This is a genomic window from Bifidobacterium sp. WK041_4_12 (assembly GCF_041080795.1).
GTDB lineage: Bacteria > Actinomycetota > Actinomycetes > Actinomycetales > Bifidobacteriaceae > Bombiscardovia > Bombiscardovia aquikefiricola.
Map to the genome: position 1 here is coordinate 1,323,074 of NZ_CP129674.1, position 14,766 is coordinate 1,337,839.

The 14,766-nt window shown below is 55.1% G+C and carries 9 protein-coding genes; 3 read left to right on the forward strand and 6 right to left on the reverse strand.

The genetic code is table 11. The features are described 5' to 3' along the window. Positions 1 to 63: 63 nt before the first annotated feature. A complete protein-coding gene (gene hisS, locus QN215_RS05705; protein ID WP_369343387.1) occupies positions 64 to 1,455 on the reverse strand; it encodes a histidine--tRNA ligase in 1,392 nt (463 codons plus the stop codon). Between the two features lie 82 nt (positions 1,456 to 1,537). Between hisS and QN215_RS05710 the strand changes: the two genes are divergently transcribed. Further along, positions 1,538 to 3,010, forward strand: a complete 1,473-nt coding sequence (locus QN215_RS05710) for a DUF349 domain-containing protein (RefSeq protein ID WP_369343388.1) — start codon at positions 1,538 to 1,540, stop codon at positions 3,008 to 3,010. 214 nt (positions 3,011 to 3,224) lie between these two features. On the opposite strand, the gene QN215_RS05715 is transcribed toward QN215_RS05710, so the two are convergent. From QN215_RS05715 to QN215_RS05725, 3 genes are all read right to left on the reverse strand, one after another. Beyond that, positions 3,225 to 5,708, reverse strand: coding sequence for a bifunctional (p)ppGpp synthetase/guanosine-3',5'-bis(diphosphate) 3'-pyrophosphohydrolase (locus QN215_RS05715; protein WP_369343389.1), 2,484 nt, complete (start codon positions 5,706 to 5,708; stop codon positions 3,225 to 3,227). A gap of 77 nt (positions 5,709 to 5,785) precedes the next feature. Beyond that, complete coding sequence (gene dut, locus QN215_RS05720; RefSeq protein WP_369343390.1) at positions 5,786 to 6,256, reverse strand: dUTP diphosphatase; 471 nt, start codon at positions 6,254 to 6,256, stop codon at positions 5,786 to 5,788. Continuing rightward, the gene (locus tag QN215_RS05725) at positions 6,256 to 6,549 is read right to left on the reverse strand and encodes a DUF4193 domain-containing protein (protein ID WP_369341841.1); all 294 of its coding nucleotides are present in this window, start codon (positions 6,547 to 6,549) and stop codon (positions 6,256 to 6,258) included. The genes dut and QN215_RS05725 overlap by 1 nt, the downstream gene beginning before the upstream one ends. Before the next feature lie 156 nt (positions 6,550 to 6,705). On the opposite strand from QN215_RS05725, the gene sepH reads away from it, so the two are divergent. Then, a complete protein-coding gene (sepH, locus tag QN215_RS05730) occupies positions 6,706 to 8,127 on the forward strand; it encodes a septation protein SepH (RefSeq protein WP_369343391.1) in 1,422 nt (473 codons plus the stop codon). An 82-nt stretch (positions 8,128 to 8,209) separates the two neighbouring features. On the opposite strand, the gene QN215_RS05735 is transcribed toward sepH, so the two are convergent. Next, positions 8,210 to 9,457, reverse strand: coding sequence for an alkaline phosphatase family protein (locus QN215_RS05735; protein ID WP_404978485.1), 1,248 nt, complete (start codon positions 9,455 to 9,457; stop codon positions 8,210 to 8,212). Between the two features lie 250 nt (positions 9,458 to 9,707). Between QN215_RS05735 and QN215_RS05740 the strand changes: the two genes are divergently transcribed. After that, positions 9,708 to 12,353 (forward strand): DNA topoisomerase (ATP-hydrolyzing) subunit A, encoded by a 2,646-nt coding sequence (locus QN215_RS05740; protein WP_369343393.1) that lies wholly within the window; start codon positions 9,708 to 9,710, stop codon positions 12,351 to 12,353. 116 nt (positions 12,354 to 12,469) lie between these two features. Here QN215_RS05740 and QN215_RS05745 read toward each other — a convergent pair whose 3' ends face one another. After that, positions 12,470 to 14,746 carry a type IIA DNA topoisomerase subunit B gene (locus tag QN215_RS05745; RefSeq protein WP_369343394.1) on the reverse strand — a complete coding sequence of 759 codons (2,277 nt, stop codon included), beginning with the start codon at positions 14,744 to 14,746 and terminating at the stop codon, positions 12,470 to 12,472. Positions 14,747 to 14,766: the final 20 nt, after the last annotated feature.

Sequence of the window (14,766 nt, forward strand, 5' to 3'; positions counted from 1 at the left end):
TCCTATTCGACACAACACTCATTGACAACGCAGTTGAACTGATTGCCATATTTCCTTGGAAAATCAGCGCTTATCGCTGTCAACGCGCACGGTTTGCTGGGCATACACACTATCGGGAGTCCAAGACACGGCTTGTGCCGCAAGCTGTTCTCCCGTAACGATATTCTTGACGGACTCCTCGGCATCGTCGCTAGCCGGGAACCAGACGTAGGGAATGCCAAGATGATCGGCATATCTGATCTGCTTGCCGAGCTTCGCAGCCTTGGGAGCCACATCGGTCGAGATGCCCCGGCTTCTGAGTTCACGGGCGATGCGATTGCTCTCTCCCCTGCTCTCTTCATTCCAGACGGCAACGAGCACCGACGCGGGAGAAATACGCGAGGCCTGCGCATGCGCGCCGTGAAGCATGTACGAGACGAGACGTGACAATCCTATGGAAAGACCGACGCCTGGATATTTGCGATTCCCCTGAGAAGCGAGATTGTCATAGCGTCCGCCAGAGCAGATCGAACCGAGAGATGCTGCACCATCCAGGAAGGTCTCGTACACGGATCCGGTGTAATAATCGAGTCCGCGCGCAATCTTCAAATCGGCGATAACCGAGCCGGGTCGAATCTTTGCCGATTCATCGACAATCATGGCCAGCGTCGACAGGCCTTGCTGCGCCAATGCGAACGCTTCGGAAGTCTTGTCAATGCCGCATTGCTTGCTGAGGGCATTGAATCGTGATTCCAGTTCCGCTCCCGTCGAGGCGGAAAGTTCTGCGAGTCGAAGGCATGCTTCAGCCTGCTTCGCTGTCGCACCGCATGTTTCAACGAGAAGCTTGGTCACTTCGTCGGCTCCGATTTTGTCAAGCTTATCGATTTCGCGAAGCACGCCTTCAATGTCGGTCAGTCCAATGCCACGATAGAAGCCCTCGGAAAGCTTGCGATTATTGGCATGTACGGTTGCCTTAGGCAATCCGAACGCTCTGAGGCTCTCCATCGCGTTGACCATGACCAGTGGCAGCTCGACCTCGTAATGCTCTGGCAGCTCCGCGTTGCCGACCACGTCGATATCAGCCTGGACGAACTCTCTGAAACGTCCTTCCTGAGGACGCTCACCACGCCAGACCTTCTGAATCTGCCAACGTTTGAAGGGGAAGGTCAAGGCTCCCGCATTCTCTACCACATACCGGCTCAGCGGCACGGTCAGATCAAAATGCAGGCCCAGCCGATCTTCAACTGGCGTGTCATGTTCCTGGCCCACCTCCTGAAGCCGACTCAGCAGGTAGATTTCCTTGCTCGTCTCTCCCTTTTTCAGCAGGCTAGAGCCCTGTTCGACCGCTCGGGTCTCGATTCCGAGGAATCCATTGAGCTCGAAAATCCTGCGTAACGTATCAATTGCTTGTTGTTCGACAACCCGTTCTTCGGGAAGCCACTCCGGAAATCCGGATAATGATGCACCTTTAGCCACGATTCCATATAATAGGTGAGGTTGCGGAAAAGGTGACACCCTCTTTCGTGATCCCTCTATCCCACAAGCTAAGGAGCTGGCCATGGCCGATGAAGCTGCCACCACACCCGTAAACACTCAGACACCCCAAGACAACGATCACGATACCGCTTCTCAAGGGTCCACACTGAAGCCAGCTGCAACCAATGTCACAGCCTCCAAGCAGCCCGTACATGCCAATGTTCCCAGGCCTCACGCACCATCGCCCGCAGCCTTTGCAAAGAAGCAGCCAGCCGTAAAACCGTCTGCGCCACTAGCGGCGGTAAGCTACTCGGACGAGGCGATTGCGAAGGCACAATCATTCGGCCACGTTGATGATAAGGGCGATGTTTTCGTCACTGAGAACGGCACCGATCGCAAAGTAGGTGAATTCCCCGATGCCAAGCCTGGTGAGGCGCTCAAACTCTACGCAACACGCTATCTCGAGCTCAAGGCGAAACTCGATCTGTTCGAGGCGCGTCTGAAGAGCGTTGCAATCAAGCCGCATGAAATCGAAGAATCCCTGAAGGCGTTGGAGACCGAAACCGCTGAGCCGCAGGTCGTAGGCGATCTGGCAGCGTTGAAAGCACAATATGAAAGTCTGAAGGCGACCGCAGCGAAGAAGAGGCAGGAACTGGCCGAAGAGCGCAAGAAGGCTCAGGATCAAGCCAGGCAAGAGCGCACCGTGATCGTCGAGAAGGCAGAGAAGTTGGCTGCATCCCTCGGAGACAGCACCAATTGGCGTTCCACTGCGGACAAGTTCCGTTCACTGTTTGACGAGTGGCAGAATCATCAGCGCAACAGCGTCAGGCTTGACAAGACGGTTGCCGATGAACTGTGGAAGCGATTCTCCTCCGCACGTACCACCTTCAACCAAGGTCGTCGCAAGTGGGCACAGATGCGAGATGCCGAGCATGCCAAGGCAAAGGATGCCAAGGAAGCGATCATTGCCGAGGCTGAGTCGATGAAGAATTCCACTGACTGGGCCGAGACTTCACGCAGCTTCAACGCACTGATGGACCGTTGGAAGCAGGCAGGTCGTGCGGGCCGCCGCGAGGACGATGACCTGTGGACTCGATTCCGCGCTGCCGCCGACACCTTCTTCAATGCGCGCCAAAGCGACCGCGACAAGACTTCAAGCGACGAGAAAGCCAACCTTGTCAAGAAAGAGGCTCTTGTCATCAAGGCAGAGGCCCTGCTCCCCGTCAAGGATGACAGCGCGGCCAAGAAGGCACGTCAACAACTTGCTGCCATTCAGGAAGAATGGGATCAGATCGGTTACGTTCCCCGCGAGGACGTCCATCGCATCGAAAGCCGCTTGGATGCCGTCGACAAGCAGATCAAGTCCGTCGAGGATGCCGTCTGGAAGCAGTCAGACCCTGAAGCCGATGCCCGCAAGACCAGCTTCGAAGATCAACTGAATGCACAGCTCAAGGAAATCAACGACCAGATCGCTGCAGCCACCGACCCGGCGAAGATCAAGAAGCTTCAAGCCGAAAAGGCAACGAAGGAGCAGTGGCTCAACGCCATTCGCTAAATTTTGGACGAAAAGGATGCCTCTGACTGCGCACATGGCTCGCAATCAGAGGCATTCTTTTCGTATATGGTGAAAGAAAACGCTCATTGTGAACTTGTCGAAGTATCACGCCCCGATTTTCGTGGATTTACCATCGATGTTGACTGAAATCAGCCACTTTTTATGCGTGTATACTTCGACGAGTTCACAATGAAGATTGAACCGACGTTTTTACTCATTGGATGTGTCTCATTCTTGATTCTGCCGAATCCTTGGCACCGGTGAGTCGATAGACATCGAACACTCCATCGATTTTTCGCACTGCTGACAGCAGACGATTCAGATGCTGCGGGTCTGCCATTTCGAACACGAATTGGCTTACGGCCACGCGGTCTCTGCCCGTTGCCTGGCTTCCAGACAGGATATTCACCCCATGGTCGGCCAATACTCGAGTCACATCGGACAGCAGGTGCTGACGATCCAGCGCCTCAACCTGAATCTTGACCATGAATGAGCCTTTGGTGCTGATCCAGGAAACGGGAACGATACGTTCCGGCTGACGCTTCTTCAAGTCGATAAGATTCTGACAGTCGGCGCGATGCACTGAAACTCCCTGATTGCGAGTGATGAAACCTTCAATCTCATCTCCAGGCACAGGGGTGCAGCATCGTGCCAGCTTAACCCACACATCACCGACGCCCTTCACCGATATGCCTTGCGAGCCGCTGTTCTGTGGCCTTTCAAACTTGCTGAGCGGCAAGGCTTCCTGTTCGACCTCGTCATCGACTTCAGACGGACCGGCATCCTTGACCAGTCGTGAAATCACATTCTGGGTGGAAATCTGGCCTTCTCCCAAGGCTGCATATACCGCATCGGCGTTGGGATAGTTCAACTCATCCGCAATGCCGATGAGCGCCTCATTCGTAAGCAGGCTCGCGACCGGAAGATTCTGCTTTCGCAGCGCACGAGTGAGATCATCCTTACCTTCGTCGATGGCTTCAGATCGACGCTCCTTGCTGAACCACTGCCGTATCTTGTTGCGCGCCTTCGGACTCTTGACGAAGCTCAGCCAGTCACGCGATGGCCCTGCGTTCTCGGAATTGCTAGTCAGTATTTCAACCGTATCGCCATTTTCGAGTTCAGTATCGAGTGGAATCAGCCGTCCGTTGACACGGGCACCCATCGTGCGATGACCGACTTCCGTGTGCACGGCATAGGCAAAGTCCACCGGAGTCGCATGAGCCGGCAGCGATACGATCTTGCCCTTCGGCGTGAAGACATACACCTCAGCCGAACCAAGATCCTCTTTGAGGGATCCAAGGAACTCATCTGAATCCGGCGTTTCGCTCGTCCAATCGGCCAGCTGCTGAATCCATTTGAGATTGTCAGCCTCGCTCAGCTCGGAACTCTCCTGCGTCAGACGCTTTCTATCGGTCTTGTCAGGTTTGGAAAGAACGCGCCCAGCTGAGCCATTTTCCTTGTATTTCCAATGGGCAGCGATACCGAATTCTGCTCGGCGATGCATATCCCACGTGCGAATCTGAATCTCGACAGGCTTGCCGCCAGGGCCGACGACAGTAGTGTGCAGTGACTGATACATATTGAGCTTCGGCATCGCAATGTAGTCCTTGAACCGTCCCGGAACAGGATTCCATCGCGCATGAACGGCTCCAAGAGCCGCATAGCAATCCTGAATCGAATCGACAAGGATTCTCACGCCCACCAAGTCATAGATATTAGCGAAATCATGGCCGCGGACAATCATCTTCTGATAGATGCTGAAATAGTCCTTGGGCCTGCCCGTCACCGAGCCTTCGATGCCCTGATCGTGCAAGTCATCCTTGATCTCCTGCAGAATCTGTTTGAGGTAGACACCTCGCTGCCCGGCCCTGCGAGCCACCAGCACGACGATTTCGTCATAGATCTTCGGATAGAGCACCTTGAAGCTAAGCTCTTCCAACTCGGTTTTGATGGCGTTCATTCCCAGACGATTGGCAAGTGGAGCATACACATCAAGCGTTTCGCTCGCCTTGCGCTGGGCGCTGGAACTCTTCACATAGCGCCAGGTTCGAGCATTGTGCACTCGATCTGCAAGCTTGACGACCAGAACGCGGACATCACGGCTCATGGCCACGACCATTTTCCTAATGGTCTCCGCCTGAGCTGAATCACCATAGTCCATCTTCGTCAGCTTGGTGACGCCATCGACGAGACCGGCAACCGTATCTCCGAACTCTTCACGGCATTGGTCCAGCGTGTAATCGGTGTCTTCAACGGTATCGTGCAGCAGACCTGCAGAGACGACGATTGGCCCCATGCCAAGATCGGCGAGAATCTGAGAAACTGCAAGCGGGTGAATGATGTATGGTTCGCCTGATTTACGACGCTGCAGACGGTGCTGAATGACGGCGCGCCGGTATGCTCGCGGAAGCATCGTCATATCTTCATCAGGATGGTGGTACTGACAGACTTTAAGAATCGGGGCTAGCGGATCAAGCGGATCATCGCTGATTTCGCATCCAAGAGCCCTCGATGAAAAATCCTGGAGCCTTTCGCCGACGCCAGTTTGAACTTTGCCATTCGCTTGCTGTGCATCGCTGAGGGAAGTTGGAGTCGAATCCCCTCGGTCATCCTTGCTGCCCGCTTGGTGGGCCCCATCACTGTGGCTCCCTGCAGACTGGTTCAATCGCTTCACATGCTCATCCGATGTGCTTGCCATCATTCCTCCTTCTGCAGGGTTGACTTCATCATCCTACTCGCGTATTTGATTTCTTCGACGCACTTCGCTTCAGGCAGCTATGCGATTCCCGTCGAACCAAATCCACGATCAGATCGATCCGACCCTGGAAGGGTTGTGGCCTCGATGAAGCTGGCCTCGACATATCGCTGAATCACCAGCTGGGCTATACGGTCTCCGACATGGAAAACCGCTGGTTCATGGGCATCCAAGTTGATCAGCGTCACCTTGATTTCGCCCCGATAGCCTGCATCGATGGTTCCAGGTGTGTTGAGCACGGTCACACCCTTCTTTGCTGCCAAGCCAGAACGAGGGTGTACCAGGCCAACATATCCAGCTGGGAGCGCAATGCGAATTCCCGTAGGAATCAATTTACGTTCAAAAGGTGCGAGCGTGAAGTCGATGCTGCTGCGCAAATCAGCACCTGCATCTCCGGCATGCTCATATGCCGGAATGACAGAGTGCTCACCGTCTAGGACGATGAGCACTTCGCTCTGTTCCGGTTCGTTGTATTGCTCGTCAAACGACATCAGGCGGCGCACTCCTTGCAAACCGGCTGACCATCTTTATCCATGTAGGCCAATTGGCTTCGGTGCTTAACCAAGAAGCACACTGAACAGATGAATTCGTCACCTTGCATGGGGATCACCGTGACCGAAGAATCCTCGTTGCTCAAGTCCGCACCGGGCAGTTCATAGTCTTCAGCGATGGCATTCTCATCGTCATCGATATCGTTCGACGAATTCTGCGACCCTTTCCCAAGCGCTTGCAAGGACTCCTCGTCGTCATCCTTGTTGCGTGGGGAATCATAGTCCTGAGCCATTGTTTTCCTTTCGTCATAACGTGGTGCTGTGCCGAGCACTGCGCCATAGGATACACGATATTTGGTCATTCACACGAACTTCAGCATAAATACTCGTAAAACGCCGTAGCTAGTGCACAATAGAATGGAAGCGTTGGAAGGAAGTAAGGTACGAATATGCCCGAAGAACCGCTAAGAATAGCGCAATTTGACCATGTCAGTGATGGTGGAGACCTTGTGTTCGTGTTCGACCATCGGCATTTCGCTGTGCGCGTGGATGACGCGCTCGAACGCGGAATCCTAGAGGCCAAGCAGATTCGTGCCGAAGAGGAAGGCTTCCCTTCCCCTCAGTCAGCATCGGCCCTTCCCATTTCCAGAATCCAATCCTACATTCGTGCGGGCGCTGATCCAGAGGCGGTTGCGCGCCAGTTCAACATTGCGCAGGCATTGGTACGTCGCTTTTCCGCACCCGTGGAAACCGAAAAGAAATATGCAATCGATCAATTTCTCACGGTCGCCGTTCCTCCGAACTCCAAGGCCAAAAGCTACGGCGATCTGATCGACATGACCCTGCGCAACGCTCGCATCGCCATGTCTTCCATAACATGGTCGGCAACACGCCGAGGACATGAACCGTGGAGGATTCGTGCACAGTTCCAATCCGCGGGACGCATCGTCACGGCCGACTGGAACTGGAACATCCGCGACAACACGGTCAGTCCCATCAACCGTCAGGCCAGGCGTCTTATCGGCGTGCCCGACAATGATGAAGCGAATGCAACATCATCGCTGGAACAGGTTCTTGACGGTCGCGGCCCGCTCCCCTTCGCGTGGATGGAAAACAACGACGAGGACGCATCGCAGAACCTTCCCCGTCAGAACGCAGACCGCTCAGTAAACAGTCAGAGCGTTGCCACATCCAAGGATTCACGTGAGAGCAGTGCATCGCTTTCCGATTCCGATACCCGTACAGATGCAGCGCGTGACGCATCCTCAGAGCGTGCAGGGAACCGACCCAGCATTGACTTTCTCTCGCATCATCCGCAGATCGCCGATGTGAGCAGCAGACTGGCATACGTCGAAGGGAAAGAAGCGCAAGACGGTGACGATGTATCAGCTGCATCGTCACCGCATCAGAACACACCGTCAGATGAGCATGAACCAGATGATCATGAACCAGATGAGCATGAACGCAGGCACGGCAACAAATACAGTTCATGGATGTATAAAACCGCTCATGGCAGGGCACATGCAACTGCACCACATGTCACCAGGGATGAACCTTCAGTGCAGACTGCCGCTCAGCAGCACACAGACACGCACACAGATACGTCTGACAAGCATGTGAAGTCTGACAAGCTTACGAATTCTGAGAACCCGCTGCGTTCGAACGCCGTAGCGCAAGAGAGTCACGGAGCTGGAGAAAGCGCAAGACGTCAGCCGCCGCAATCGCCGGCACAGACTTCACAGCAAGCGGCTCGGAACACAGACAAGACAGCCGCCGCATCGAAGGACTCCACCAAGAATCAGGATTCATCAAAGAAGAGGTCCGGACGTTCCGCCGTTCCCAGCTGGGACGAAATCCTGTTCGGCGATTAGCAGTAGCAATTTCTACGCGCAAGGGCTGTAAGAGCTATAGGGGAATTCAGACCTTCATGCAAAATCCTTCAGACCAGATCCTTCAGACTAGATCCATAAGACATGGGATATCAGATTCCATCATGGATTTCGAACCATGAACGCCCGGCAGACGCGTCGCCCCATCTCTCTGAACCCGCGAATCGACCAGCGTTGCGCGATCATGCATGATGGCAAGAACATCCCCGATCATCGGCTCTACATCGGGTTTGACAGGGCCGAACATACCAGCATCGATGCCCTCCTGCTTGGTGAGCACCTCGGCAGATCCACCGAGTCCACTGAGTTCACTGCGCCAGCGTTCCGCTATGCTTTCCGGCTCAACATGTTCATCCGCATAGGCCATGACGAATCGCGGCTCACCGCCATAGAATTTCACGCCCTCAAGCAATTCCGGATTCTGCGCCATGTCAATGCGCTGGTCTGGATCAGTTTCTATCATGCCATGATCGGCAACGATGACGATAAGCGTGCCTTTCGGAGCGTTCCGGTGCAGCAAGGCCAGCTGTGCGTCAACGGTTTCGAATTCTGCGATCCACGATTCCGATTCCCAGCCGAACTCGTGCCCAGCCTTGTCAACGTCACGAATGTAAAGATAGGTAAGACCTGGCTTCCGGGCAGCCTTGCACGCTTCAAGCACCCGCTCTTCCGCATCCTCTCGACCGATGTAGCTGCTGCCTCGCAAGGCTGCCTGAGTGAGGGCTGAATCGGCGAATTCGGGCAAGCCCGATGATGTGACCCGTACGCCTTCTTCGCTCAGTCGTTCAAACACGGTGGGTTCTCGTTGCAGCTCAAGAGGCGGTATGGCGTTGCGGAACTGAATCATCTGGCTGATGCGGTGTTTGCACGGGTTGAGCTGAGTGTAACCCGTCATGGCGGTCATGCCCGGGCATGTACCAGTACCGAATGATGCCAGAGCGACCACGGTCGTACTGGACAGGCATGTCGAAATCGGGCGCGCATTCGCGCTCTCATGCATCAGACTGCGCAAATACGGCGCATGACCGGATCGTGTCGCGATATTCCAGAAGCCCATGCCGTCGACGAGTACGACTATCGCGGATGTGCAACTGGGGAAACCCAGTGCCTCCTGAAGCTTCTTCGGATCATGGTGGATGGATGTCTGCACAGGATGTCCGAGAGCGCTGCTGATCGCCGGCAACACTGATGAAATTCTGAAAGCCCCTCCCCTATGAAACCCGTCATTGCTTGAGACGGGAATGTCATCGCCATACGGGGCAATGTCAACGTGCTGCAGGAGGGTCTTGGGGTCTGGAATTTCAATACTCATGCTTTTCATTGAACTACTCACATGCGATATCCGCGTTACCGGGCATTTCCACAGGGAAGCACGCTCCACAGTCATGCATGATGGAACGGCAAGCAAGCATCGAGCCTGGAAATCCCTTTTTCCACATGTCGGCTAGACTTGATGAGTTTGCAGAAGGCGTAAGCCTTCGAATCCCAGACAAGACACGCAGGCATGAGCATCCTGTTGGATAATGGTTGCCGGTGTAGTCGTACAGCGAGGAGTTTCAACCATGGCATCGCGCAGAAAGCCGCCGTTTGATCCGAGAAGCATCAAGGAGCACATTGTCGAAACGCCTCTGGGCGATGAGATGAGCAAGTCGTTCCTCGAATATGCCTATTCGGTCATCTATGCGAGAGCTTTGCCTGATGCCCGCGATGGTCTGAAACCGGTGCAGCGCAGAATTGTCTATCAGATGGGACAGATGAATCTGACACCTGACAAGGCGTATATGAAGTCAGCGCGTGTGGTGGGAGAAGTCATGGGCAAGCTGCATCCCCACGGCGATTCTGCAATCTATGAGGCTATGGTGCGTCTAGCGCAGCCATTTGCGATGAGACTCCCCCTGGTCGATGGTCATGGCAATTTCGGTTCACTTGACGATGGTCCCGCCGCCTCGCGATACACGGAAGCTCGTCTGGGATCTGCCGCCTTGGGAATGAATGAAAACATCGATGAAGAGACCGTCGATTTTTCACCCAACTATGACAATAAGCTGCAGGAGCCAATCGTCCTTCCCGCAGCGTTCCCGAATCTGCTGGTCAATGGCGCATCGGGCATCGCGGTGGGTATGGCGACGAATATGGCGACGCACAATCTGGGAGAGGTCGTTGCGGCCGCACAATATCTGATGGGCAATCCTGATGCCAGTCTGACCGATCTTATGCGCTTCGTGCCTGGACCTGACTGGCCGACTGGTGGCATCATCGTCGGCCGAGACGGCATCCGCGAAGCCTATGAGCATGGCAAAGGTGCCGTGATCACACGTTCTGCAACACATATTGAGAATGTGACCGCGCGCAAAAAAGCCATCGTGGTCACCGAGCTGCCGTTCATGGTAGGTCCGGAACGAGTGCTCGAACGCATATCCGAAGGCGTCAAGAACCGCAAGCTCGAAGGTATCTCAGGTGCCATCGATCTGACAGACCGTCATAATGGCACACGACTCGTCATCGAGATCAAGACAGGTTTCGACCCTGATGCCGTGCTTGCACAGCTGTTCAAGCATACGCCGTTGCAGGAATCCTTCACCATCAACAATGTGGCTCTGGTCAACGGCAGGCCGCATACCATGGGACTGAAGGAGCTGCTGAGCGTCTGGATCGATCACCGTCGACTCGTGGTCAAGCGCCGCAGTGAATACCGCAAGCGCAAGGCATTGGAACGCCTGCACCTGGTTGAGGGAATGCTGCTTGCCCTCATTGACATTGATGAAGTCATCCAAGTGATTCGCAGCTCCGACGATGCCGATGCCGCAAAAACCCGTTTGATGGCTGTTTTCGATCTTGATGACATCCAAGCACAGTACATTCTTGACCTTCGTCTTCGTAGGCTCACCCGCATCAGCAGGATCGAATTGGAGGCGGAACAGGACGAATTGCATAAGCGCATCGAAGAGCTCAATACCATCCTCTCTTCCAAGACTGAACTGGACCGTGTCGTCAACGATGAAATGGGCGTTGCGGCTCAGACATGGGGAAATCCACGCCGTACCGTGCTGCTTGATGCCGATCCTTCCGGGTCACTCTTGCCCGTAGCCATATCCGATGAATCTGGCGCACCCTCGCAATCCGCTTCAGCGCTTGCAGCGGCTCATTCGGCAAGCAAGCTGTCAGGCCACTCAGGGAGTGGACGATCCAACGCTGCAGCGTCAGCAGCAGGCAAGGGTTCTGGACTTCGCATTGAGGATGAACCATGCACCGTGATGCTCAGCGCATCCGGCCTGATAGCTCGAAGCTCCTCGACTGCTCTGGATGGATGGAAATCTCGTTCCGCATCCGATGGCCGTGCCGAGAACGACCAGATCGTGTCCATCTTCTCTACGACAACACGATCCAAATACGCGCTGGTGACCTCAGCAGGGCGATACGTGCTTGCAAACGTCAGCGATCTACCAGCATTGCCCTCCACCGCTGCCTTGAGCGTGAGCGGAGGGGTGCATGCGGATGAACTGCTTGGCATGACGCAATCGACCGAACAGTCACCGCATGAGCACGTTGTGGCGGCCGTGGTTGCCGATAGCACCACGCCTCTAGCGATCGGCACTCGCCATGGCATCGTCAAACGGTGGAATGGTGAAGCGCCGAGCACGATGGATTCTTGGAATGTCATCGATCTAAAGCAGGATGATCAGGTGGTATTCGCAGCTCCTGCCGATGACGAGGCCTTGGTCGTTTTCGTGTCTTCCGATTCGAGCCTGCTTGCCTTCCATGCCAAGGACGTTCGCCCGCAGGGTCGAAATGCGGCGGGAATGGCGGGCATTCGTCTGAGTGAGGGTCAGCATGTGTGCGCTTTCAATGCCATTGCTGCCGGCCAGATCTCGTGGACCTATCTGGAGAATGACGACAGCGGCATGACATCTCAGGCCGGAGCGGTCGTGTTCACGGTTGCAGGCGATTCCCAGGCACTGGCAGGCACGGAGAACGGCTGTGGCAAAATAACCCCGCTTGAGATGTACCCCACCAAGGGACGCGGAAGCCGTGGCGTGCGCTCTCAGCGCTTCTTGAAAGGTCAGGACACCCTTATCTTGGCTTGCATCGGTACGTGGCCGCTGCGGGCTTCCACAGCTTCGGGTACCCCTGTTGACCTGCCGGAAGTCGACATGCGCAGGGATGTATCCGGGCAGGATCTGAGCGCTCCCATCGCCTACGTTGCCTGAGCAACGTGTGTATGTACGAACGGTGTACCTGTATCACTGCGTGCACGTGAATGCCTAGGCATCGATGTGTCGTTCAGTGCGTGGCTTAAGTCTCGCACTGAACGACACTCAAGCAATCAGGTGTCGATTTTGGTGCGGTCGAAGTCGTCCGCATTGTCGACGATGAACTGCTTGCGCGGCGGAACCTCGTCTCCCATAAGGAGTGAGAACACGCCGGAAGCATTCTCCGCATCCTCCATGCGAATCCGACGCAGCATCCTCGTTCTCGGATCCATGGTCGTGTCCGCCAACTGGTCTGCGTCCATCTCTCCCAGGCCCTTATAGCGCTGAACGTCCTCACGGAAATCGATGCGCTGCTTTCGTAACTCGGACATGCGCTGCGCCAGCTCATCATCCGAATAGGTGTAGATGTACTCACCCTTGTGCTTTCCAGCCAACGCAATGCGATGCAAGGGAGGCACGGCAGCGTAGACGCGTCCCGCCTCAATCAGCGGCCGCATGTAGCGGTAGAACAGCGTCAGCAGGAGAATGCGAATATGAGCCCCATCAACATCGGCATCCGTCATCATGATGATCTTGTGGTAGCGAGCTTGCTCGATGTCGAAGCTCGCTCCAGAACCCGCACCTACGACCTGAATGATTGCAGCACATTCCTTGTTCGACAGCATCTGATTGAGCGATGCCTTCTGCACGTTCAGAATCTTGCCTCGGATGGGCAGCAATGCCTGGAACATCGAGTTCCTTGCAGCCTTTGCGGTGCCGAGCGCTGAATCACCCTCAACGATGAACAGCTCCGCTATGTCATCGTTGCCAGGCTGCGAATCAGAAAGCTTGGCAGGCATGGACGCCGATTCCAATGCGTTCTTGCGTCGAGTCACTTCCTTGGTCTTGCGCGCCTGGACACGGGCATGCATTTCGCCGACGATCTTGTCGAGCACACGCGCCGCCTGATCCTTGAACCCACGTCGAGACCCATTGATCATTTCGCCGAACTGCTTATCGGTCAGCCGCGTCACGATGGGCTTGACCTGAGCGGTTCCCAGCACATCCTTCGTCTGCCCTTGGAATTGTGGCTCAGCGATGCGCACGGTCACGACGACGACCAGACCTGCAAGAATGTCTTCACGTTCAATCTTGGTATGCGAATCTCTGAGATTGACCTTGAGCTTTCGCGCATTCGCTTCAACGCATTTACGCACCTGACGCGTCAAGGCGTTGAGATATCCATCGACATGCATGCCGCCACCTGGCGTCTCCACGACATTGACGAAGCTGCGCATCGTGGTCTCATAGCCATTGACCCAACGCATCGCAATGTCCACGTTACAGACGCGCTTGACCTTCTCGGCCTTCAGCTCGCCGTTGGCTTCGACCTTCTGCGTCTCCTCCTCGTAGTTCGCCTCACCGCTGACATGCCAGACATCGCTGATGGGCTCTCCGACGGTGAGAAAGTCGACAAAATCCCTGACACCGCCCTCATGCATGAACTCTACGACACGACGGTGCGCAGGAGCGGCAACGGAGCTTCCAGCCAAAGGGATTTCAGCACTGGGACCGCCGTTGTCATCGGAATTCGCATCAGTGTTCTCAACTGTTTTTTCAGCAGTGAGTTCACCAGTGTTGTCTGCAGTGTTGTCCGCAAGCTTTTCGGCAGTGTTTTCAACGCTATTGTCAGTAGTGTTTTCAGCAATGTTTTCATCAATGACTGAAAGTTTCAGGCCGGGTACGAGAAAGCTGGTCTGACGAACTCGGTCAATCAGCTGGTCATAGCTGAAATGCGCGGTCTCGTTGAATATTTCAGGATCTGCCCAGTATCGGATGCGCGTGCCGGTAGTCTTCTTGGATACTTTGCCCACTTCTCGCAACTCGGTGGGCTTATTCTTGCGCGTCCGCACAAAATGTGAAGTGGGCGACGGGTTGCTAGGGTCTGCATCTTCAAAGATTCCGGGATGACCCTGATGAAATTCCATCCTGTAGGTCTTGCCATTGCGATCCACTTCAACATCGAGACGCGTGCTCAACGCGTTCACCACTGACGAACCCACGCCGTGCAGACCGCCGACAGCGTTATAGGAATCGTTGCCAAACTTCGCACCCGCGTGAAGCTTCGTCAACACGACTTCGACACCCGTCAATCCCGTTCTGGGCTCGATGTCTACCGGAATGCCACGGCCGTTGTCCGCCACGGAAATCGAACCATCTGTATGCAGCGTCACCACAATATTCGTGCACACGCCTGCCAGCGCCTCATCGACGGAATTATCGATGATTTCCCACAGACAATGCATCAGTCCTTGACTATCGGTCGTGCCGATATACATGCCCGGACGCTTGCGTACTGCATCCAGACCTTCGAGAACCGTAAGGCTCCTTGCGCCATACGAATCCGCCATACCACTTCTCCCCTGTTCCG

Bases quoted from the DNA above. Each gene is read 5' to 3' on its own strand.
- QN215_RS05715 (WP_369343389.1), bottom strand. From the start codon at position 5,708: ATGGCAAGCACATCGGATGAGCATGTGAAGCGATTGAACCAGTCTGCA.
- QN215_RS05745 (WP_369343394.1), bottom strand. From the start codon at position 14,746: ATGGCGGATTCGTATGGCGCAAGGAGCCTTACGGTTCTCGAAGGTCTG.
- sepH (WP_369343391.1), top strand. From the start codon at position 6,706: ATGCCCGAAGAACCGCTAAGAATAGCGCAATTTGACCATGTCAGTGAT.
- dut (WP_369343390.1), bottom strand. From the start codon at position 6,256: ATGTCGTTTGACGAGCAATACAACGAACCGGAACAGAGCGAAGTGCTC.
- QN215_RS05735 (WP_404978485.1), bottom strand. From the start codon at position 9,457: ATGAGTATTGAAATTCCAGACCCCAAGACCCTCCTGCAGCACGTTGAC.
- QN215_RS05740 (WP_369343393.1), top strand. From the start codon at position 9,708: ATGGCATCGCGCAGAAAGCCGCCGTTTGATCCGAGAAGCATCAAGGAG.
- QN215_RS05710 (WP_369343388.1), top strand. From the start codon at position 1,538: ATGGCCGATGAAGCTGCCACCACACCCGTAAACACTCAGACACCCCAA.
- QN215_RS05725 (WP_369341841.1), bottom strand. From the start codon at position 6,549: ATGGCTCAGGACTATGATTCCCCACGCAACAAGGATGACGACGAGGAG.